This is a genomic window from Levilactobacillus lanxiensis, assembly GCF_016861655.1.
In the GTDB taxonomy this organism is placed as follows: Bacteria; Bacillota; Bacilli; order Lactobacillales; family Lactobacillaceae; genus Levilactobacillus; species Levilactobacillus lanxiensis.
Map to the genome: position 1 here is coordinate 154,776 of NZ_BOLN01000004.1, position 22,470 is coordinate 177,245.

The 22,470-nt window shown below is 51.9% G+C and carries 21 protein-coding genes; 20 read left to right on the forward strand and 1 reads right to left on the reverse strand.

Features of this window, described 5'->3' with window-relative positions; translation table 11 throughout:
- Positions 1–86: 86 nt before the first annotated feature.
- A complete protein-coding gene (locus JUF22_RS06450; protein WP_203644677.1) occupies positions 87–1,184 on the forward strand; it encodes a glycosyltransferase family 4 protein in 1,098 nt (365 codons plus the stop codon).
- Positions 1,185–1,274: 90 nt separating this feature from the next.
- Here JUF22_RS06450 and JUF22_RS06455 read toward each other — a convergent pair whose 3' ends face one another.
- Positions 1,275–1,940 carry a YigZ family protein gene (locus JUF22_RS06455; RefSeq protein WP_203644678.1) on the reverse strand — a complete coding sequence of 222 codons (666 nt, stop codon included), beginning with the start codon at positions 1,938–1,940 and terminating at the stop codon, positions 1,275–1,277.
- Between the two features lie 79 nt (positions 1,941–2,019).
- Here JUF22_RS06455 and JUF22_RS06460 point away from each other — a divergent pair, with 79 nt between their 5' ends.
- The 19 genes from JUF22_RS06460 (at position 2,020) to JUF22_RS06550 (ending at position 22,435) form a co-directional block, all read left to right on the forward strand.
- Complete coding sequence (locus JUF22_RS06460) at positions 2,020–3,336, forward strand: ATP-dependent helicase ComFA (RefSeq protein ID WP_203644680.1); 1,317 nt, start codon at positions 2,020–2,022, stop codon at positions 3,334–3,336.
- Positions 3,333–4,010 (forward strand): ComF family protein, encoded by a 678-nt coding sequence (locus JUF22_RS06465; RefSeq protein WP_203644681.1) that lies wholly within the window; start codon positions 3,333–3,335, stop codon positions 4,008–4,010. Before JUF22_RS06460 ends, JUF22_RS06465 begins: the two co-directional genes overlap by 4 nt.
- A gap of 139 nt (positions 4,011–4,149) precedes the next feature.
- Positions 4,150–4,707, forward strand: a complete 558-nt coding sequence (hpf, locus tag JUF22_RS06470; RefSeq protein ID WP_203644687.1) for a ribosome hibernation-promoting factor, HPF/YfiA family — start codon at positions 4,150–4,152, stop codon at positions 4,705–4,707.
- Positions 4,708–5,684: 977 nt separating this feature from the next.
- Positions 5,685–8,048, forward strand: coding sequence for a preprotein translocase subunit SecA (gene secA / locus JUF22_RS06475; protein ID WP_203644691.1), 2,364 nt, complete (start codon positions 5,685–5,687; stop codon positions 8,046–8,048).
- Positions 8,049–8,476: 428 nt separating this feature from the next.
- Positions 8,477–9,593, forward strand: a protein-coding gene (gene prfB / locus JUF22_RS06480) for a peptide chain release factor 2 (protein WP_203644692.1) whose coding sequence is annotated in 2 segments (ribosomal slippage) — positions 8,477–8,548 and positions 8,550–9,593 — 1,116 coding nt in all. Because the reading frame shifts where the segments join, the coding sequence is not laid out codon by codon here.
- A gap of 204 nt (positions 9,594–9,797) precedes the next feature.
- On the forward strand, positions 9,798–10,952 hold the full coding sequence (locus JUF22_RS06485; protein WP_203644694.1) for a PDZ domain-containing protein: 1,155 nt from the start codon (positions 9,798–9,800) through the stop codon (positions 10,950–10,952).
- A 3-nt stretch (positions 10,953–10,955) separates the two neighbouring features.
- Entirely contained in the window at positions 10,956–11,663 is a 708-nt protein-coding gene (locus tag JUF22_RS06490) for a response regulator (protein ID WP_203644696.1), read from the forward strand.
- Positions 11,660–13,012 (forward strand): sensor histidine kinase, encoded by a 1,353-nt coding sequence (locus tag JUF22_RS06495; RefSeq protein WP_125765528.1) that lies wholly within the window; start codon positions 11,660–11,662, stop codon positions 13,010–13,012. Before JUF22_RS06490 ends, JUF22_RS06495 begins: the two co-directional genes overlap by 4 nt.
- Before the next feature lie 308 nt (positions 13,013–13,320).
- A complete protein-coding gene (locus JUF22_RS06500) occupies positions 13,321–14,202 on the forward strand; it encodes a phosphate ABC transporter substrate-binding protein (RefSeq protein ID WP_203644699.1) in 882 nt (293 codons plus the stop codon).
- Position 14,203: 1 nt separating this feature from the next.
- Positions 14,204–15,133: a phosphate ABC transporter permease subunit PstC gene (pstC, locus tag JUF22_RS06505; RefSeq protein WP_203644701.1), complete on the forward strand. Its 930-nt coding sequence runs from the start codon at positions 14,204–14,206 to the stop codon at positions 15,131–15,133.
- On the forward strand, positions 15,133–16,017 hold the full coding sequence (gene pstA, locus JUF22_RS06510; protein ID WP_203644703.1) for a phosphate ABC transporter permease PstA: 885 nt from the start codon (positions 15,133–15,135) through the stop codon (positions 16,015–16,017). The genes pstC and pstA overlap by 1 nt, the downstream gene beginning before the upstream one ends.
- A gap of 42 nt (positions 16,018–16,059) precedes the next feature.
- Entirely contained in the window at positions 16,060–16,854 is a 795-nt protein-coding gene (pstB, locus tag JUF22_RS06515) for a phosphate ABC transporter ATP-binding protein PstB (RefSeq protein WP_203639044.1), read from the forward strand.
- 14 nt (positions 16,855–16,868) lie between these two features.
- A complete protein-coding gene (pstB, locus tag JUF22_RS06520) occupies positions 16,869–17,627 on the forward strand; it encodes a phosphate ABC transporter ATP-binding protein PstB (RefSeq protein WP_125765533.1) in 759 nt (252 codons plus the stop codon).
- 11 nt (positions 17,628–17,638) lie between these two features.
- Positions 17,639–18,319: a phosphate signaling complex protein PhoU gene (phoU, locus tag JUF22_RS06525; RefSeq protein WP_203638926.1), complete on the forward strand. Its 681-nt coding sequence runs from the start codon at positions 17,639–17,641 to the stop codon at positions 18,317–18,319.
- Positions 18,320–18,804: 485 nt separating this feature from the next.
- Complete coding sequence (locus JUF22_RS06530; RefSeq protein ID WP_203644705.1) at positions 18,805–19,140, forward strand: PspC domain-containing protein; 336 nt, start codon at positions 18,805–18,807, stop codon at positions 19,138–19,140.
- A gap of 1 nt (position 19,141) precedes the next feature.
- The gene (locus JUF22_RS06535; protein WP_203638922.1) at positions 19,142–19,513 is read left to right on the forward strand and encodes a phage holin family protein; all 372 of its coding nucleotides are present in this window, start codon (positions 19,142–19,144) and stop codon (positions 19,511–19,513) included.
- A gap of 88 nt (positions 19,514–19,601) precedes the next feature.
- Positions 19,602–20,537 (forward strand): HPr(Ser) kinase/phosphatase, encoded by a 936-nt coding sequence (gene hprK, locus JUF22_RS06540; protein ID WP_125765537.1) that lies wholly within the window; start codon positions 19,602–19,604, stop codon positions 20,535–20,537.
- A 5-nt stretch (positions 20,538–20,542) separates the two neighbouring features.
- Complete coding sequence (gene lgt / locus JUF22_RS06545; RefSeq protein WP_203644707.1) at positions 20,543–21,406, forward strand: prolipoprotein diacylglyceryl transferase; 864 nt, start codon at positions 20,543–20,545, stop codon at positions 21,404–21,406.
- Between the two features lie 15 nt (positions 21,407–21,421).
- Positions 21,422–22,435 (forward strand): NAD(P)H-dependent glycerol-3-phosphate dehydrogenase, encoded by a 1,014-nt coding sequence (locus tag JUF22_RS06550; protein WP_125765539.1) that lies wholly within the window; start codon positions 21,422–21,424, stop codon positions 22,433–22,435.
- Positions 22,436–22,470 lie beyond the last annotated feature (35 nt).

Consider the following 22,470-nt stretch of genomic DNA (forward strand, 5'->3'; position numbering starts at 1 on the left):
TGATGAGTCCGAAAAGGCGGTTGTGTTTAATTTCATAGATTTGTATAATTAGCAAAAGAGTTGAATGAAAGAAAGAGGACACTTTAATGAAATTTGAGATTATTGTTAGCTTATTTGCTACCATGATTATCTCCGCGGTCCTAACCCCGTTTGTACGCCGCTTTGCGTTTCAAATTGGTGCGGTGGATAAACCGAATCAACGCCGGGTCAACAAAGTTCCCATGCCGACCCTGGGTGGCCTAGCCATCTTCATTGCGTTTACATTTTCAACCATGTTTTTGTTACGTGACCAAATGCCAACGCAACAGCTGTGGGGGTTGTTCGGTGGTGAATGTATTATCGTTGCTGAGGGCATGATCGATGATGTCTTCGAGCTTTCCCCCAAGCAGAAGATTTTAGGACAACTGCTGGCGGCCCTGGAAGTTTATTTCGTGGCCGGCGTGCGGATGCGTTACCTGACGTTACCCTTCGTGGGCGTCTGGCACTTTGGCTGGTTAGCCCTGCCAATCACGTTGCTGTGGATTGTGGCCATCGTGAATGCCATCAACCTGATCGATGGGCTGGATGGGCTAGCGACCGGGGTCTCAATCATTGCGTTGACGACCACTGGGATTACCGGCTTGTTCTTCTTAAACGTAGCCAACACCTGGGTGGCCATCATGATTTTCGCGTTGGTGGCTGCCATGGTTGGGTTCTTACCTTATAACTTTTTCCCAGCCCGGATTTATTTAGGGGATACCGGGGCCCAGTTTATCGGGTTCATGATTGCCTGTTTCTCCCTCTATGGGTTAAAGAACGTCACGTTTATTTCCGTGATCATCCCCGTGATCATTCTCGGGGTGCCCATCACGGATACCGTGTACGCCATGATTCGCCGGATCTTAAATCGGCAGCCAATCTCGCATGCGGATAAGCACCATTTGCATCACCGCTTGATGCAGTTGGGCTTAACCCACCGGCAAACGGTGCTGGTCATCTACGGCATTGCGTTGATCTTTTCCTTTATTTCCTTGCTCTATCCGTTGTCTACCATCTGGGGGTCCGTCCTGTTGACGGTGGCCATCCTGATTGGACTAGAACTCTTCGTGGAGGCCATTGGCCTGGTTGGTTCGGATCGACAGCCCTTGTTGCACTGGATCAATCGGGTTGTTCAGAAACTCACGTCGAAGAATTCTGACGAGTAGGAACCAATTTGAAGTTTAACCATAAAAGGTGTGTCGCCAGAAAATTTCTGACGGCACACCTTTTCGTTTGCCAATGTATTAGTAGAAGAATTAATCCGTTTTGTCATGACTGCTGGCGTTGATTTCCACCGGGACTTCGTTATAGGCGATGTCGCCCAGGGTAACCGTCAGTCGGTCGCTTAGCAGGTTAGTGATGGCGGCCTGGGTGTCAGCGACGGCGGCTAAATCGACCGCAATCGTGACGGCAACCTGGTCCGTATAGTTGGTGGCCAGGATGCTGATGGCGTTTTCGGTGAGGTAGTGGTTGAGCCGGTCGTAGTTGGGGTAGTCGACGGTGAGGGTCAGTGCCTGTTGCCGGACTAATTTGACCACGCCAACCGCTTCGATGCCGGTCGAGGTGGCGTTACTGTAAGCGCGAATCAAACCACCGGCGCCCAACTTGATGCCGCCGAAGTACCGGGTGACCACGGCAATCACGTTGTGCAGGTGGTTGCGTTGCAGGACGGTCAGAATGGGGACGCCCGCGGTTCCGGAGGGCTCGCCGTTATCACTTTCCCGTTGGATTTCGTCGTGCTCACCAATCAAGTAGGCCCAGCAATGGTGGGTGGCCTTTGCTTCACGGGCCGTCACGTCCGCCCAAAAGGCCTTGGCGTCCTCTTCCGATGTGACCCGGCCGAGATCGGCGATGAACCGAGATTTTTTAATTTCGAGCTCGTGGTTGCCGCTCGCTTGGATGGTTAAATAATCTGTTTCCATTTAAAAAGCACCTTTCAAAAAAATAATCGGCCTTCTTTTACGGAGTTAACTAGTAGAGTCACCGTAAGGAGGAGTAGCCGTGCAAAATGATGAAGACTTTTTTGGCCGCCAGTTACCGTTGCGAGGCGCGCCCACGAATGGGGCAGTGGGACAACACGCGTTAAGAACTGTGGGTGAACGGCGGCAGTGTCAGCGCTGTGGGCAGTGGTTAGCGGTCACAGACCGGTTGGCCAACGGCGACTGGTATTGTCGCCAGTGCCTACAGCTAGGCCGATTGACCTCGCAACATGAATTATACACTATTCCGGAACCCAACCGGTTTGTGCGCGTCAAATCTGGGGGATTGACTTGGACGGGACAATTGAGTGCCCAACAAAATGTGGCGGCACAGGCCGTGTTACGACACGTGAAAACGCGAACGGACCATTTACTGTGGGCGGTCACCGGGGCGGGGAAGACGGAAATTGTCTATCCGGCGCTGGCTTGGGCGTTGGCGCAAGGCTGGCGGGTGGCCTGGACCTCGCCGCGAGTGGACGTGTGTCTGGAACTTGCCCCCCGGTTACGTCAGGCGTTTGGTGGGGTTGCACAGGCCTTACTGTATGGTGGTCAGGCTGACCCGTACGCCTATTGTCCGTTGACGATTTGTACCACGCATCAATTGTTACGGTTCAAGGCCGCCTTTGACCTGATTGTCGTGGATGAGGTGGATGCCTTTCCATTGGCGACTAGTCCGATGCTACAACGGGCCATCACTAACGCTCAGAAGCCCCAGGGCTGTCATCTATTATTGACCGCGACGCCTGGCAACGACCTGCAGCAACAAGTTCGTCGGCGACAGTTAGCGGTGACCTACGTGCCGCTCCGCTATCACGGCCATTTGTTACCACAGATTGATCTGCGTTTGGCGTGGCGGTGGCGAGAAGGACTTTTACGCAATCGCCTGCCGAGCGCGCTGATTCACCAGCTGCGGGGGTATTTGGCCAAGCACCAGCGGTTCCTGTTATTTGTGCCGCACGTGGTGGACCTGCCGGTAATCGGTCAGGCCCTACAACTGGCGGGTATTCAGGGCGGGGTGACCGTGCATGCGGCGGACCCGGACCGGCCGGCCAAGGTCCAGGCGATGCGTGACGAGACGATTCCGTTTCTGATTACGACCACTATCTTGGAACGCGGGGTCACCTTTCCCAATATTGCCGTGGTGATTTTGGGTGGGGATGATCCGGTCTTTTCGACGGCCGTCCTAGTCCAGATTGCCGGACGGGTTGGTCGAAGCGCAGACTTTCCTAGCGGGCAGGTCACCTGTTACTGTCACAGCCATACCAAACGGGTGCGGCTGGCGCGGGGAATGATTGCGCACCTCAATCTCCAGGGCAGACGCCAGGGTGGACGGCCATGAGGGCCTGCGTTTGGTGTGGCCGTCAGTTACAAACGACGCTGACGTTAGCCCAAATTTGGCAGTTCACCCCAATAGCGCAGGCGACCGTCTGTGACACGTGTCGGCAACGGTTTACGGCCATTACGAGTCAGCACTGTCCGTCGTGCGGTCGGCAACAAGTAGATGAGACTGTCTGTCTGGATTGCCAGCGCTGGTCGGGGGATCGACTGACCAATCATGCCGTTTACGTGTACGATTCGGCCATGAAGGCCTACATGCAGCAATATAAATTTCAGGGGGATTATGCATTGCGGGTCCTGATGCAGGCCCCATTGGCGGCGGCCCTGCAGCGGGAGACCTATGATGTGTTGGTGCCAATCCCGGTGGACCAGCTGACTTGGCGGACGCGGGGCTTCAATCAGGTCACCGGCTGGCTGCAGAATCAGCCTTTCCAGCAAGCCCTGCTGGTCCGAGCAACACACAAGGAACGGCCGCAATCAGCCAAGGACCGGGCCGACCGACTCCGGACACCCCAGCCATTTACCCTGGCGCCCAATGCCGGTCAACTTCTCCGCGGACAACGCGTTTTGCTGCTGGATGATGTGTACACGACGGGGCGGACCCTGCGTCACGCCGCTGACCAAATTTATTTGGGAGGGGCGAAAGCGGTTACTAGCCTGACTTTAGCGCGTTAAGGGGTGGGTAAAAATGATTAGATTAATTGTTTCTGGTAGGGCTTTCTATTATAATAAGTGTAAGCAAAGCATATTAGAAGAGTGGTCCTTCTAATGCTGAGCAAGCCAAGGAATTCTTGGCTGAAGGGAGAGAAGTTTTATGCTCACATTTAATATTCGTGGTGAAAACATCGAAGTTACTGACGCAATACGGGATTACGTTGAAAAGCGTATCAGCAAGTTGGAGAAATATTTCGACAACAATGTTGAGGCAATTGCGCATGTCAACCTGAAGGTCTACCAAAACAAGACAGCGAAGGTTGAAGTAACAATCCCACTCCCATACTTGACATTACGGGCAGAGGAAACCTCTCCGGACTTATATGCAAGTGTTGACCTGGTAACGGACAAGCTGGAACGTCAAATTCGTAAGTACAAGACCAAGGTCAACCGTAAGTCCCGGGAAAAGGGTTACAAGAATCTCGACTTCTCACCGGACGCTGACAGTGAAAAACCGGCTGACAGTAACGAATTAGAAGTTGTCCGCACCAAGCGGGTTTCATTGAAGCCAATGGATAATGAAGAGGCCGTTCTGCAAATGGACATGTTAGGCCATGACTTCTTTATCTACGAAGACGCTGAAACTAATGGTATCAGCATCGTCTACCGTCGTAACGACGGTCGGTATGGCTTGATTGAGGCCGATGACCAAGATTAAGTAAATTTAGTTTCCGAAGCGCTGCGAGTTCTCGCGGCGCTTTTTTGTATAAGAGTGCGGAACGAGCCGCTTAGGTCCTGAGCATTAGGGAGTAAAAGAGCTTCTGCCCGGCAGCGCCGGGCAGGAGTTCTTTTACTTTCTAAGCGCAGGGACCTGGCTCGTGTAGCACGTTTCGGAAGCCGCAAGGACCGGGATTGTTCCGTGGAGAACCGACTTAACGAACTAAAACAATCTAAATTGAACGTAAATTCCGGGCCTGGGTCGTTTCCGTTACGGTGTTAAGCGGAACCAGTTGCCCCGCGTAGCACGTTTCGGAGGCCGCCAGGACCGGGATGGTTCCGTGTAGAACCAGTGAAACGATTTGAAGTAAGCTGAAATGAATGTCCAGTCCTGGATATTTTCTTAGCCGGGTTAAGCGCAGGAGTCTGCCCCGCGTAGCACGTTTCGGAGGCTGCAAGGAACGGGATTGTTCCGTGTAGAATCAGTGAAATGATTTGAAACAAGCTGAAATGAATGTCCAGTCTAGAGTCATTGCTTAGTCAGGGTTAAGCGCAGAAACCTGCCTTGCGGAACACGTTCCTGCCAGGCAACCTAGGCGTTGCTACATGGTGTCTCAAGCAATTCAACCGGTGCCAGTCACCAGCCAGTTTGGCCAGTGAAATCACAATTTAATTTCCACGCAACGCAGACTTAACGCAGAACTGTTATACTTAAGACTCGAATCAGTGTGTCGGGGAGACCGCGATGCACGCTGGAAGTCTGTGACCCCCTTGAATATCGCAATAGATTAATTGTTAAACTAATTTTGTTAACCCTATTTTAGGTTGGTGCCAAGCTAAAGAAACCGCTTCACCAAGCCGCCAGTATGGAGATTTGTTTCATCTTGGTCCGGATAGTGGTAAAATGTAGGTTGATTTATTGTAAACAAATGGGTAACTTTAAATAGACTTACTAAATGTACTGAAGGGAATTCTCACATGGCAAATATTTTGAAACGATGGGTCGAAAGTGATCGCCGGACTTTACGACGCCTCAGTAAATTAGCGGACGAAGTTGGTGCTTACGCCGACGAGTACGCACAACTTTCAGACGATGATCTGAAGGCAAAAACGCCGGAATTTAAACAGCGTTATCAAGACGGCGAAACGTTGGACGATTTACTGCCTGAGGCTTTTGCGGCTATCCGTGAAGGTGCCAAGCGGGTTCTCGGCCTCTATCCTTTCCACGTGCAGATCATGGGGGGAATTGTGCTTCATGAAGGGAACATTTCCGAAATGAAGACAGGTGAAGGGAAAACCTTGACCGCCACAATGCCCGTGTACCTGAACGCTATTGCCGGTAAAGGGGTTCACGTTGTAACGGTTAACGAATACCTGTCTGCACGTGACGCCACTGAAATGGGTGAACTGTACACCTGGATGGGCTTAACGGTTGGGTTGAACTCAGCTGAAAAGTCACCAGAAGAAAAACGGGAAGCCTACAACGCCGACATCACTTACTCAACCAACGGGGAAATCGGTTTCGATTACCTGCGTGATAACATGGTTGTTTACAAAGAAGATATGGTTCAACGACCATTGAACTTTGCGATTGTCGATGAAGTTGACTCTATCTTAATTGATGAAGCCCGGACGCCACTGATCATTTCTGGTCAGTCCGAAGGGACGAGTGCGCTTTACCAACGGGTTGATCGCTTTGCGAAGACCTTACATGAAAAAGACGACTTTAAGATCGACCTGGAATCCAAGACGGTTGCTTTGACCGATACTGGGATTGAAAAGGCCGAAAAGTACTTCAACTTGAAGAACTTGTATGACACCGACAACACGGCCTTGACCCACCATATGGACCAAGCCTTGCGGGCCAACTTTATCATGCTTCGTGATAAAGACTACGTGGTTCAAGACGGTGAAGTCTTAATCGTTGATTCCTTTACTGGGCGGGTTATGGACGGTCGTCGTTACTCTGACGGCCTGCACCAAGCCATTGAAGCCAAGGAAGGCGTCGAGATTCAAGAAGAAACCAAGACGATGGCCAACATCACGTACCAAAACTTGTTCCGGATGTACAAGAAGCTTTCCGGGATGACGGGTACTGCCAAGACCGAAGCCGAAGAATTCCGGGAAATTTACAACATGGAAGTTATCACCGTGCCAACCAACAAACCGGTTGTCCGGGTCGATGAACCTGACTTGTTGTACCCAACCTTGGAATCCAAGTTTGACGCCGTTGTTAAGGAAATTAAGTCATTACACGAAAAGGGTCAACCGATGTTAATCGGGACCGTTGCCGTGGAAACGTCAGAATACCTGTCCCAACGTTTGGATAGTGAAAACATTCCGCACGTGGTCTTGAACGCCAAGAACCATGCCAAGGAAGCCGATATTATTCAAAACGCTGGTCAAAAGGGTGCTGTTACCATCGCTACCAACATGGCTGGGCGGGGGACCGATATTAAATTGGGACCCGGCGTCGTTGAAATTGGTGGGTTAGCCGTTATCGGGACTGAACGTCACGAATCACGGCGGATTGATAACCAACTTCGTGGGCGTTCCGGTCGTCAAGGTGACCCTGGTATGACCCAGTTCTACCTGTCTCTGGAAGATGATTTGATGCGGCGGTTCGGTTCTGACCGGGTCAAGGCCTTCCTCGAACGGATGAACGTTGATGGCGAAGACGCTGTTATCCGTAGCCGGATGATCACTAAGCAAGTGGAATCTGCACAAAAGCGGGTTGAAGGGAATAACTACGATTCCCGGAAGAACGTTCTGCAATACGATGACGTTATGCGTCAACAACGGGACGTTATCTATGGCGAACGGAACCAGGTCATTAACCAAGACTCCTCATTGAAGTGGGTCTTGATGCCAATGATCGAACGGACCGTTGACCGGGTGGTTAACCTGCATACGCAAGGCGACCAATCCGATTGGGATTTGGATACCTTACTAGACTTCGGGATTTCCGCAATGGTTTCACCAGATAAGATCAGCCTGGATGATTTGAAGGGCAAGACCGCTGATGAAATCAAGGCCTTCTTCATGGGCTTAGCTGAAGAAGTTTACGCTGACAAGCAAAAGCAACTCTACGACCCAGCTCAAATGTTGGAATTCGAAAAGGTTGTGCTGTTACGTTGTGTCGACTCTCACTGGACCGACCACATCGACGCCATGGACCAATTACGTCAATCCATTGGATTACGGGGCTATGGTCAGTTGAACCCATTGGTTGAATACCAACAAGATGGGTTCCGGATGTTCGGCGAAATGATTTCCGACATCGACTACGACGCCACGCGCCTGTTCATGAAGTCTGAAATTAGACAAAATATTACCCGTTAAACGGGAACGAACGAGGCGGAAGCAATTCCGACCTCGTTTTCTTTTAGCTTCGCTACTGAGGGCGAAACACTAGTGACAAACTTGTTTGTGGGTTAAACTAGTAGTTGGCCGCAGGGTGTATGAAAATAAAGTTGGCCGCGACAATGTCAGTGACCAGAGGCGGGGCAAAGTACCCAGCTGTGTCGGTGGCCTTGGCTGAGGTTCTTTCTCAGCCTAGTCCACGGGACGACCTTTGTGACCGTTTCTCAGGCACAAAGTCGAGGTGGAAGCCCGTTTTTCAGGCTGGAACCGACCCCCATAGCAGGGAACTTTGAACCCCGCCGGCGGGAACGAAATTTCTCGTGGACCGGTTCATTTTCACCAGCCCGGAGGCGGAAACAACGATTTAACCCGAAACAAATAGAATAACTAAAAAGGAGCCAACTAACATGGAATTAAGCGATGCAAAACGTGAAATTACCACCATGCGTGAACAACTAACCGGCTTTAGGGGGTCGCTTTGACTTTGATGCCCTGAACGAGAGCATCAGTGTCAACGAAGGCCAGATGGCCCAACCGGATTTTTGGGACAATGCCCAAGCCGCGCAAAAATTAATTGATGAAACCAATGAAATGAAGAAAAAGGTCGAGGAATACCAAAACCTGTCCGACCAAGTCGATGACCTCGAGGTTGCCCTGGAGTTATTACAGGAGGAACCCGACGCTGACATGCAGGCGGAGTTTGAGGCGGACTTTGCCAAAGCCAAACAAGCATTACAGCAGTACAGCCTGAACATGTTGCTCAACCAGAAGTATGACCGCAACAATGCGATTTTAGAAATCCATCCCGGCGCTGGGGGCACTGAATCCCAGGACTGGGGTGACATGCTGATGCGGATGTATACGCGTTGGGCCGAACAGCATAGCTTTAAGGTCACCATTTTGGATTACCAACCGGGGGATGTTGCGGGCTTAAGCAGCGCAACGTTACTGATTGCCGGACACAATGCGTATGGCTATCTTCGGTCCGAGAAGGGCGTGCACCGGCTAGTTCGGATTTCCCCATTCGATTCGGCCGGGCGGCGACACACGTCGTTTGCTTCCGTGGATGTTCTACCAGAACTGGATGACTCGGTCGACGTTGAGATCAACCCGGCTGACTTGAAGGTGGACGTTTACCGGGCTTCGGGGGCTGGGGGCCAACACGTTAACAAGACGTCTTCGGCCGTGCGAATCACCCACTTGCCAACTGGTATCGTGACGCAGAGTCAGGCGCAACGGTCACAACTGCAAAACCGGCAGACGGCTTTGGGGATGTTGCGGGCCAAGCTGTATGAACGCGAGGAACAGAAAAAGGCCGAGGAAAAAGCCAAGCTTGAGGGCGACCAGATGGATATTGGCTGGGGGTCTCAGATTCGGTCATACGTGTTCCACCCGTATACGATGGTCAAGGATCACCGGACGGACTACGAAACGGGGAACGGTCAAGCCGTCATGGATGGCGACCTAGATCCCTTCATCGATGCATATCTGCAATGGCAACTGAGCCAAAAAAATCCAGATTAAGCGTCAGGTGGCGTGGCTAAACGTTAGCACAACTAACAATCGCAGCTGTCGCAAAAGAGTTAACGGCGCTACCGGCTGGCATGTCCTGCTAGTTGACTGATTCACAAAAATAATGATTGCGCGGGTAACACGAATGTCGTGTTGCCCGTTTTTGTTTCATGCTATACTGGGGACAGCTATTTTTTCAGGAAAGGTGTCGATTTCATGCGGACATTTATTGCTTGCGGCAGTTATTTGCTGCAACCGCTAGTTTGGCTGGCCATTCTGCGGGTCTGGCTGACTAGTCGCGCGCGGATCAAGTCCGAGCGTCATGACTTTGGGAGCGCCGTTTACGGTGACCATTTTGAGTTGCGTCATCTGCTAACGCAGGGGATTTTACTAGGATTAGGGCTCTCTCTAATCAACTTCTTAATTGGGTTCAGTTTACCCATTATGTGGATTATTGTTTATGAAGTGTTGGCGTTTATCACGTTGATCATTTTGCCAACCACAGTTTTACCGCTGACCCTGATTGTGGTGAGCACGTTAATCACCTGGTGGGGCAGCAATTACATACCAATCAAGCCCAATCTATCGGCTGCCGGTCTCAGTTTTGGTCCCGTAGCGGGTGCCAACTATCTGTGGCTCGCAGTTATGTTCTTCCTGTTGCTGGGCCACTGGGTTGCCCACTATGGGGGCCGGTTCACGAGTCCTAAGATTTACGCGAAACAGCGGGGGAAGCGCATCGCTGGCTATCCCTGGCGAGAATTATTAGTCATTCCCATGGTGACACTGGTTCCCGGCGACTGGTTTACCAGTCAGTGGGCCTTTTGGCCGGTCTTTCACATTCAAGGGCAAAGTTTTGCGGTCCTAGTTTTACCCTTACTGCTAGGCCTACGTTTCACCATCTTTCGACAGGCGCCACAACTGGTCTACCGGCGTTTGGCGAAGCAATTCGTGTGGCTAGGTGTGGTCGCCGCAGCTTTTGTGGGCTGGACAACGTTTCGGCCACAAGATTCGCCATTCCTATTAATCGTCCTGTTAGTTGGTTATGCTGTTATCCTATGGCGGGCTAAACGCTATGACGAACACCAACAATTCTGGTATTCTCAGGTGGACGACGGCGTCCGGGTACTGGCTATCCGGCCACGAACACCAGCCGTGAAAATGGATCTGGCTGCTGGCGATATTATTTTGGAATGCAACCATCGTCCCATCAATAGTGAAACGAGTTTTTATGAGGCGCTGCTGGCCAATCCCGCGTACTGCCATTTACGTGTCCGGGACATGAACGGTGAATTGAAAATGACCGAGACGGCCATCTACTCCGGCGCACCGCACGAAATTGGGATCGTTTTATTCAGAGATCAGGAGGGGTAACCTATGAGTCGAGTCCTAGTCGTCGATGATGAACCCGCCATTGTGACGTTGTTGCAGTACAACTTGGAACAAGCAGATTTTCAAGTGGTCACAGCAATTGATGGCGAACAGGCGTTGAATTTAGCTCTACACGAAAAGTTTGATGTGATTTTACTGGATTTAATGTTGCCTAAATTAGATGGCGTTGAGGTGACCAAACGCCTGCGCCAAGAGAAAATTCAGACACCCATCATTATGGTGACGGCCAAGACGGGGGAATTTGACACGGTCTTTGGCCTAGAACTAGGGGCGGATGATTATATCACCAAACCGTTTAGTCCCCGCGAGGTGATTGCTCGGATGAAGGCGGTCATGCGGCGGTATCACGAGGATGAGCCACAGGAAAAGGCGCCCAGCAAGGTCGCTCACCGGTTACAGGTCGGGGACCTGACCATTGATCAGGATAAGTTCCAGGTGAAGCGGGGCGACCAGCCGATTGAGCTGACCCCCAAGGAATTTGAATTGTTGCTGTTCTTTGCCAAGCGTCCCGGCAAGGTCTGGAGCCGCGAGCAATTGCTGGAAGGCGTCTGGGGCTTTGATTACAGTGGGCAAACGCGGATGGTGGATATTCATGTGTCCCATCTCCGGGAAAAAATTGAGCGGGACCCCAAGCATCCGACACTGTTGAAGACGGTCCGGGGCTTTGGGTATACCTTTGAGGTCCAGCCATGATCCGGCAATTGCTGGTGGTCTTTCTCGGCTTGGGGGCGGCCAATACGTTACTGGTGAGCGTGGTGCGGGCCCCACATTTTGCCTTAGCCACGTTGGTAGCTTGGTCGTTGGCCTTACTGGAAACTGTGGTCGCTGGCTACCTGTACCACTGGGCTGAACAGCGAATTACGATTTTGACGAAAAAGGTCGAGGGCATCCGCCATGAGGAAGCGCCGGCCCACGTGTTATTATCGCCGCATGACCCGTTTTACCAATTAGCCTTACAGATCAATTATCTGCAAACACAGCAGCGTAAGGCCCGGCGACAGATGGCGGGGCAAAACCAAGAGTTTGCCACCCTGCTGGACTACTTGCCCATCGGGGTGATGGTGATTGACCGGTATCGTAAGGTCGAGCTGGCCAATCCCGCGATGGAACAGTTCCTCCAGCACCGCATCTCGCCGCGGCGACATCCCTTTACCCAAGATATTCGGCAGTTTGAGCTGGCCAGCCTGATCAATTCAGCGTTGAGTGACCGGGAGACCCAGCATCGGACTTTGAAGTTGCCAGGTGTGGTCAATGAACGGACCGTGGATGCCCGAGCTATTTATACGGCGACGTCGCAGGATTATTTTCAAGTGTTGGTCCTGCTGTACGATGTGACCGAGGTGTATGCGGTCGAGCAGATGCAGATGGACTTCGTGTCCAACGCTTCCCATGAGCTGAAGACACCGGTCACGGCTATTTCGGGATTTGCCAAGACCCTGTTAGCGGGGGCCAAGGATGATCCGGAAAAGTCGGTCGAGTTCTTAAAGATTATTGACCAGCAGAGTGAACGCTTAGTGGAATTAATCAATGATGTCTTAACCATTTCGCACATCGAATCGGGTAACGCTGTCGAGGTGACCGAGGTCCCTGTGGGCCAGATGATTGCGAGTCAGGTGGCGTTGTTAACGCCCTTGGCGGCAGTTAATGCCGTGACGCTGATCAATCAGGTACCGACAGACTTAATGGCCGTCACCGACCAGCGTAAGTTTGATCAGGTGCTGAAAAATGTATTGAGCAACGCCATCAAGTACAATCGGCCACAGGGATCTGTGACGCTTTCGACCCGAATTTTAGGGCACTCGTGGGCGTTGACCATTGCGGATACGGGGATTGGGATTGCCCCGCAGGATCAGCTCCGGGTATTCGAACGTTTCTACCGGGCCGACGTGTCCCATTCCAATCAGTTGGTCAGTGGGAGCGGCCTCGGCCTTGCCATTGTCCGAGAGCTGGTCGAGTCGTTGAACGGCAAGATTGATTTGCAAAGCACCCCAGACGTGGGGACTAAGGTTACGCTGACGTTCCCGTTGGCTGAAAAAGAATAGATTAAGTGCGTGGGTGCCTGGAATTTATTTTCCGGGCACCTTTTTTGTGCAGAACGAGTGGACTGGTGAGTGACGGTGGCTTGGTCGCTGAAGAAGATGGCAGGCATAGGCAGTGGAGGTGGCGCAACGCGTGGTCGTAGACTAATTGGCTAGTTGTGGGGCATGACCGCTTAATCAAAAAAATTACCCATAACGGGATATATTTACATAACCTTTACAATACGTCTACACGACATTTACATTCGTTAGGTATACTTATTTTTGAAATGGTCGGGCCGCAAAGCCTAGCCAATTAGGAGGTTAACGGTATGTCTAAAAAGCGCTGGGTGCAGGGCCTGGTCTTGGTTGTTCTGGTTGCGTTAGGGTTTTATGCTTACCAAACGCGTCAGGTCAGCCATGCGGGTGAATCCATCACCGCGGTAGGGTCAACGGCCCTCCAACCCTTAGTAGAAGCAGCAGGCGAACAGTATACGGGCGAACACCTGGGGACGTTCATTAACGTTCAGGGTGGAGGAACCGGTACAGGATTGAGCCAAATTCAAGAGGGCGCAGTCCAGATTGGGAATTCAGACCTCTTCGCTGCAGAACAAAAGGGGATTCGGGCTAAGGAATTAGTCGACCACCGCGTAGCCGTCGTGGGCATTACCCCTATCGTAAACAAAAAAGTGGGTGTCAAGGATCTGTCGACACATCAGCTGATTCAGGTCTTTACCGGCCAGGTCACGAACTGGCGGCAGGTCGGTGGCGCTGACCTGCCTATCGTTTTAATCAACCGGGCCCAAGGAAGTGGGACCCGAGCAACCTTTGAACAATTTGGCCTGGAGAAGCACCGTTCCAAGACCTCACAGGAACAGGATTCTTCCGGGATGGTCCGGTCCATCGTCGCCACGACGCCCGGTGCCATCAGTTACGTGGCTTTTTCTTACGTTGATAAAACGGTTCAGGATCTGTCCTTGAATCACGTGGCACCAACTGAGGATAACGTGACAACGAATCGCTGGAAAGTTTGGTCCTACGAGCACCTGTACACCAAGGGCCAGCCAACCGGTCTGACGAAGGCCTTCATTGCGTACGTTCAATCGCCAGCGGTCCAAAACACTTTGGTCCGCCAACTGGGCTATCTTTCACCCAACCAAATGATGGTCGAACGGAATGCAACCGGTCAGATTACGCAGACGGAGGGCAACTAATATGAAAACAACTGAACAATTAGAAGCCAAGCTGAAGCGTCGTTCCAAGGCCGCCAAGTTAGAAATTTGGGGGCGCCTGATCAGTCTAACGGCGCTGATGCTGATTGTTGCGGTCGTCGTGGCCATCATTGGTTTTGTGGCCTCCAAAGGGATTGCAACGTTTACGAGTAACCACGTGAGCCTCTGGGACTTTTTATCCGGCAAGAGCTGGAACCCCGGGGTCAACGGGGCCAACGGCAAGCCTGAAGTTGGGGCATTACCCATGATTGTCGGGTCCTTCTTAATTACGATTTTATCGGCCATCGTGGCCACGCCATTTGCGATTGGCACGGCGGTCTTTATGAATGAAATTTCACCCAATAAAGGGGCCAAGATTCTCCAACCCGTGACGGAACTCCTAGTGGGGATTCCTTCCGTGGTGTACGGGTTTATCGGGCTTTCCGTGGTGGTTCCGACCACCCGGGCCATCTTTGGCGGCAGTGGTTTTGGGATTCTTTCCGGAACCTGTGTGCTCTTTGTGATGATTCTCCCAACAGTGACGTCGATGAGTGCCGATGCCTTGCGCGCCGTGCCCCGTTACTACCGGGAGGCTTCCTTAGCCTTAGGGGCGACGCAGTGGCAAACCATCTACAAGGTCGTCTTGCGCGCAGCGACCCCCGGGTTAATGACCGCGGTCGTCTTCGGGATGGCGCGGGCCTTTGGTGAAGCCTTAGCCGTGCAAATGGTGATTGGGAACGCCGCACTGATGCCCAACAGTCTGGTCTCACCGTCGGCCACGTTGACGTCGGTTCTGACGACGGGGATCGGGAACACCGTCATGGGCTCGCTGCAAAACAATGCGCTGTGGTCCCTGGCACTAGTTCTGTTATTCATGTCACTAGTCTTTAACTTAATTATTCGCTTGATTGGTCGAAAGGGGCGCTTACAATAATGAATTCCAAAACGCAAAATAAGATTGCCATTGGCGGTCTCTACGGAATTGCCGGATTGGTCGTTCTAATTTTGTTAGCCCTGCTTGGCTACATCTTGGTCAGTGGGGTGCCGCAGTTAAGCTGGCACTTCCTGACCGCACCGGGTAAGGCGTTCCTGAAGGGCGGGGGCGTTGGGATTCAACTGTATAATTCCTTTTATCTGTTGATCCTTGCCATGCTGATTTCCTTTCCAATTGCCTTGGGCGCTGCCATTTACCTGTACGAATATGCCAAGGATAATTGGGTCACAACCACGATTCGAACGGCGATTGAAATTCTGAGTTCACTGCCTTCCGTAGTCGTTGGGTTGTTCGGTTTCCTGTTCTTCGTGGTCAAGCTGCACCTAGGTTTTTCCATCTTGTCCGGAGCCTTTGCACTAACCTTCTTCAACTTGCCGCTGCTAACCCGGAGCATTGAAGATTCCTTACGCACCATCAGTGACGTGCAACGAGAAGGGGGCCTGGCACTCGGGCTGTCTCGGTGGGAGACCGTTACTCGGGTAATTTTACCTGCCGCGGTACCCAGTATCCTGACCGGGGTCATCCTGAGTGCTGGCCGGGTCTTTGGGGAAGCCGCTGCGTTGATCTACACGGCGGGCCAGAGCGCCCCGGCCTTGGACTTCACCGACTGGAATCCGTTTAACATTTCCAGTCCACTGAACCCAATGCGGCCAGCAGAAACCTTAGCCGTTCACATTTGGAAAATTAATTCGGAAGGCATCATGCCGGATGCCAAGGCCATTTCATCCGGGTCATCGGCCGTCTTAGTGATTGCCATTCTGCTGTTCAACTTTGCGGCCCGTTACCTGGGTAAACGTTTGTATAAGCGCCTGACATCGGCGTAGAGGAGGAAAACCATGTTTGTGAATAACGATGTAAAAAATGCGATGGCCATGGAAGAGCGGCACGTGATTAAGCTCAGTGACCCGGACCATCCCGTCATTCTCTCCACGGAAGACCTCCACGTGTACTATGGCAAGAAGGAAGCCTTATTTGAAGGTGACCTGGAGTTTGCCAGCAATCAAATCACGGCCTTGATTGGGCCTTCCGGTTCGGGGAAGTCGACCTACTTGCGGTCGTTGAACCGGATGAATGATCGCATCGCCACGGTGACGGGGAAAATCATGTACCGCGGCGTTGATATCAACCAGCCCAGCATTGACGTCTATGAGATGCGGCGTCGGGTGGGGATGGTCTTCCAACGACCCAACCCGTTTGCCAAGTCAATTTACGATAACATCGCTTTTGCTTTACGACTCCGGGGGGTAACCGGTAAACATAAGTTAGATGAAATCGTGGAGACGTCGCTCAAGCAGGCGGCACTCTGGGACCAGGTCAAAGACGACCTGAACAAGAGTGCGTTGGCGCTTTCCGGTGGTCAGGCGCAGCGGTTGTGTATCGCCCGCGCCATCGCCATCAAGCCAGACATCCTCTTGTTGGATGAGCCAGCTAGTGCGTTGGATCCGGTGTCGACCGGGCAACTGGAAGACACGTTGTTGTCACTCAAGGAGCATTACACGATTATCATTGTGACCCACAACATGCAACAGGCCGCGCGGATCAGTGAGTATACGGCATTTTTCAATCAGGGACGGGTGTTGGAGTACGACACCACGAGCCATATCTTTACCAATCCGTCGGTGCAGGTGACCAGTGATTACGTGTCGGGGAACTTCGGCTAAGAGGAGGAGAAATAATGAAAGAAGAAATTTTGACGACGCAGGATCTTCACTTATACTATGGTGACAAGGAAGCCTTGAAGGGCATCAATTTAAACTTTGATGAAAAGGGCATCACCGCATTGATCGGGCCATCGGGATGTGGCAAGTCCACTTACCTGCGGACCCTCAACCGGATGAACGATTTGATTCCAAACGTCACGATCACCGGGACCATTAAGTTCAAGGGCGACGACCTGTACGCCCCCAGTGCGGACACGGTGCAGATCCGCAAGGAAATTGGCATGGTGTTCCAACAACCTAATCCATTCCCATTTTCCATCTACGACAACGTGATCTATGGTCTGCGGATTGCTGGCGAAAAGGACAAGGAAAAGTTAGACGCCGTCGTTGAAAAATCTTTGCGGCAGGCGGCCGTGTGGGATGAAGTCAAGGACCACCTGCATGAAAGTGCCCTGGCCCTTTCCGGTGGGCAACAGCAACGGGTCTGCATTGCGCGGGTCCTAGCCGTGTCACCAGAAATCATCTTGCTAGACGAACCGACGAGTGCCCTGGATCCCGTGTCCAGTAGCCAAATTGAAGCAACCCTCTTGAATTTACGGCACGATTATACGATTATTATTGTGACCCATAACCTCCAGCAGGCGTCCCGAATTGCGGACCGGACCGCGTTCTTCATGAACGGGGAGCTGATTGAAGTGGATCAAACGAAGAATATTTTTATGAACCCAGCGAACAAGCAGACAGAAGACTACATTAGTGGTCGTTTCGGGTAAGGAGGCAGGATATGCGCAGATTATTTGATGATGAGTTAGCTGAATTAGATGCTGACTTTACTGAAATGGGGATGCTGGTCAGTGAAACGATTGAGCAGGCGGTGAGTTCCTTTACCAACCGGGATGCCGTTGCCGCGCAACAAATCATTGACCACGACCATGATATTAACGAACGTGAAATTGCTTTGGAAAAGAAAACGTTTGAAATGATTGCCTTGTACCAACCCGTCACTACGGACCTGCGAGAAATCGTGACAATTTTAAAGGCCGTGTCGGAGCTGGAACGGGCCGGGGATCACGCCCGGAACATTGCGCACGCCACGATTAAGTTTGGCACGAAGCAAAAGATTCCCGTCTTAGAACAGCTACTGAACCAGATGGGGTTGATGACGACCCAGATGGTGAAAGATGTCTTGGCCGCATACGTGGATAAGAACGACCACGAGGCCCGGAAACTAGCCGATGTCGACCGGCAACTTGATCAGCTCAACCACCAGGTGCGGGCCGATAGCTATGCTCAGATGCGTAGCGACCCGGCGTTTGAAACGGGCGCGTCCATTTACTTGAACGTGGCCCAAGACCTCAGTCGGATTGGGGATTACGTGACGAACGTCTGTGAATGGATTGTTTACCTGAAGTCCGGGCAGATTATCGAATTGAACACGGCAAGTCAGGATGGCGAAACGGCGTAATCCGTTGCAGCCAGCACGAAAGCTTAATCTAAACTGAAGATTGATGAGAACGGCCACTGAAGACTTGCTTTCAGTGGCCGCTTTCGTTATTCTTGCCCTAGTGAGCCTGAAAATCAGCAATCAATCGCGAGATTACTGGATTTACTAAGGTCATTTCGGATATGATAGAAGCACTTAACCACGGTCTGTAAATTGCAAAGGTCAGGGAAGCATTGCCCAAAAGATTAAGCAATTGGTCAGTCCTGGTTAAACCAGTGTTGGCCGCAGGAAGCGTGAAAATGGTCTCAGCCGTGGGAATTTCCTTAGCGGCGGGGTGAGCCGGTTAGGAAATTGATATCTTTGAGACAGCTTGCTGGCTCAAAGTAAGCTCGGAGACCGTCCTTTGGCTCCGGGCGTTCGCCCACCGCGTTCCGGACCATTTACACGCTCCCGGAGGCCCGGGCAACGTGTATTTAGACTAAACAAATAAAAAGGAGTGTTCGCCTATGGCAGCAAAGAAACGTTTCGTCCGTTCCCGTACTAACCGCTTAGTTGGTGGGGTATTGGGCGGCATTGCAGAATATTTTAATTGGAACGCCAACCTTTTACGGTTGATCTACGTCTTGGTTTCACTTGCGATTCCCACTCACGGCGTCTTGGGCCTATTGGTCTACGTGGTCGTGATGACCTTCATGCCGCTGGATGATTCACAGCCAGCAACGCCTAACTTTCGGGATTTATTCCGGGGTGGGGACCAACAGGAACCCGAGCATACCGGGCGCAAGGTGATTCACGACGTCACGGAACAAGACGTCAAGGATTCTCACAAGGACGGTGAGTAGGGTGCGGTTTTGGCCAAGAATTTTTGTGAACGCGTTAATCTTCCTGGCATTAGCCGGCTTTTTCCAGAGCTCGCTGGCCGGGTCATTTCAAAATAGCTTCTACGTCTCCAGCGTCTGGATTGCCTTACTGGCAAGCTTCGTGCTGGCCCTGTTGAACGCGGTGGTTAAGCCGATTCTCTTCGTACTGTCGCTGCCGATTACCATTTTGACCCTGGGGCTGTTCAGTATTGTGCTGAACGCTGCCATGCTCGAGTTGACCTCAGCATTCGTTGGCGCCAACTTTGCCTTCAGTTCGTTTGGCACGACCCTGATTATTGCGGTGATCATGTCGTTATGTAACGCGATTATCAGCGACCACTTTGCCCGAGGATAACTTGCGGCCACCGGTTTAATTTGGTGGGAGTTCCTACGGGAAAGTGCTAAAATTAAAGTAGTTTACTATGCAGTAAGGAGGAGCGCCCATGACAGAAAGTGTCACGGTTGCCGAACTCGTCAAAGCCAACCGCTTAGATGTGTATTCCGGCGAAGAAAATCTAGACCGTCAAATTACGACCAGCGATATTTCCCGGCCGGGATTGGAATTGACCGGTTATTTTAATTACTATCCAGCAAAACGGGTTCAGTTACTGGGAATCACCGAAACGTCGTTTGCAAAGGGCATGAGTCATAAGAAATTGCTCGATGTGATGCGGAAGATGTGTCAACCTGAGACACCCGCATTTGTGATTTCCACGCAATTGGATCCACCAGAAGAACTTAAGGAATCTGCTGCTGAGGCGGGAATCCCTATCTTAGGGACCAAGCTCACCACGTCGCGGGTTCTCAGTAACATGACCAACTTTTTGGAAGGCAAATTAGCCGAACGTCAATCCGTTCACGGGGTTCTCGTGGATATCTACGGGGTTGGGGTCATGATTACCGGTGATTCTGGTGTTGGGAAGAGTGAAACCGCGTTGGAACTGGTTAAACGGGGGCACCGGTTGATTGCCGATGACCGGGTCGAAGTTTACCAGCAGGATGAACAGACCCTAGTGGGGGCCGCCCCAGCCATTTTGAGCCATCTGCTTGAGATTCGGGGAATTGGCATCATTGACGTGATGAACCTCTTTGGTGCCGGCGCCGTCCGGAGTGAAACGGACATCGATTTGATTGTCCACCTGGAACTCTGGAAGGACGATAACCACTTTGACCGTCTTGGTAATAATGATGAGACACAACGCTTCTTTGATGTCGTGGTGCCAAAAATCAGTATTCCCGTTAAGACTGGGCGTAACCTGGCCATCATCATTGAAGCCGCAGCCATGAACTTCCGGGCACGGTCAATGGGCTACGACGCCACTAAAGTCTTTGATGAAAACTTAAAGCGCTTAATTAAGCAAAACGGAAATAAATCATAAGGGAGATGGGCGTTATCTTTTCACCTATTGTGGCGGCGCTGAACCCCATCGCCATTCACCTCGGACCGATTGCAGTCCACTGGTACGGCGTCATTATTGCAACCGGGGTCATCATTGCGGTGACTCTGGCAGTGCGTGAGGGCGACCGCCGGGGAATCAAGTCGGATGATATTTACGACATGATTCTTTGGGCATTGCCAGCTGCTCTGATTGCGGCCCGCGCTTACTACGTTATTTTTCAGTGGTCATACTATCAGCACCATCCCGGTGAGATCATTGCGATTTGGGATGGGGGTATCGCCATCTACGGCTCGCTGATTGGGGCCGGACTGGTCGTGTACTTCTTCTGCCGTTCCCGGTTCATTCCGGTGTGGTTGATGCTGGACGTGGCCGCGCCGACCGTTATTTTGGGCCAAGCTATTGGCCGGTGGGGAAACTTTATGAATCAGGAAGCCTTTGGCCGCATCACCAGCCTGGCCTTCCTGCAGGGCCTCCATCTGCCTAACTGGATCATCAATCAAATGTTGATCAACGGGGCTTACCGCCAACCCACCTACCTGTATGAGTCGACCTGGGATCTGATGGGCTTCGTCATTTTGATGAGTCTGCGTCACTATCCCAAGCTCTTCAAGCAGGGCGAGGTCTTCCTGGGCTACGTGATGTGGTACTCATTTGGCCGGTTCTTTATTGAAGGCATGCGGACGGATAGCCTGATGTTGTTGGGCGTCATCCGGGTGTCACAACTGTTGTCGATCATCTTGTTTGTGGGTGCCCTGATTCTCTGGGTATCCCGGCGACGGGCGGTCACGCCACCAATCGCTTACCTTGACGGAAATCCGTTTCAAGAAAAAACTAATCTTTCTAAATAAGGAGAATCCATTACTATGTCAGAGAAAATTGCAGTACTCGGTGCCGGTTCATGGGGATCAATCTTAGCGAGCGTTTTGGACGAAAATGGTCATGACGTCCGCCTCTGGTCGTACAATCCGAAACAAGTTGAGGAATTAAACCAGCAGCATACGAACACGCATTACATTAAGGACTTTACTTTCTCTCCGTCGTTAGTGGCTTACTCCGATTTGGCAAGCGCCCTGGACGGCGTGGATGCCATTCTGTTTGTTGTGCCAACCAAGGCCATTCGTTCCGTGGCGGGCCAGGTTGCTGAAATCTTAAAAGCTAAGAACTTACAGCCTGAACTGATTCACGCCAGCAAGGGGATCGAACAGAAGACTTACAAGCGGCTGTCACAAGTGCTAGAGGAAGAGATTCCCGCAGCTAACCGCAAGGCCGTAACCGTCTTGTCCGGTCCTAGTCATGCGGAAGACGTTGCGCGCAAGGATATTACCCTGGTCACGGCGGCTAGTGTGAGTCCCGACGCGGCTAAATACGTGCAAAAACTGTTCATGACACCTTACTTCCGGGTTTACACCAACCCAGATATTATTGGGGTTGAAATTGGGGCCGCACTGAAGAACATCATTGCTTTGGGTGCCGGGGCCTTACATGGGTTAGGCTACGGCGACAACGCCAAGGCTGCCTTGATGACCCGGGGCCTGGCCGAAATTTCTCGGTTAGGGACCTCCTTTGGGGCTGACCCGATGACTTTCATCGGGCTGTCCGGTGTCGGTGACATTATCGTGACTGCCACGAGTTCTAATTCACGGAACTGGCGGGCCGGCGATGAACTGGGCCGCGGTGAGGCGTTGGATGACGTCATCAACCACATGGGCATGGTCATCGAAGGCTTGGCAACGACCAAGGCCGCTTACGAACTTTCTCGTGAACGCGGCGTTTCCATGCCAATCACGGAAGCCATCTATCAAGTTATTTACGAAGGCAAGGATATTCGTGCCGCTATCTCTGATCTGATGCAACGTGAGGGTCGGTCTGAATTTTAAAAATTTCTGGGGATACGAGGAAGGATCTTATTACT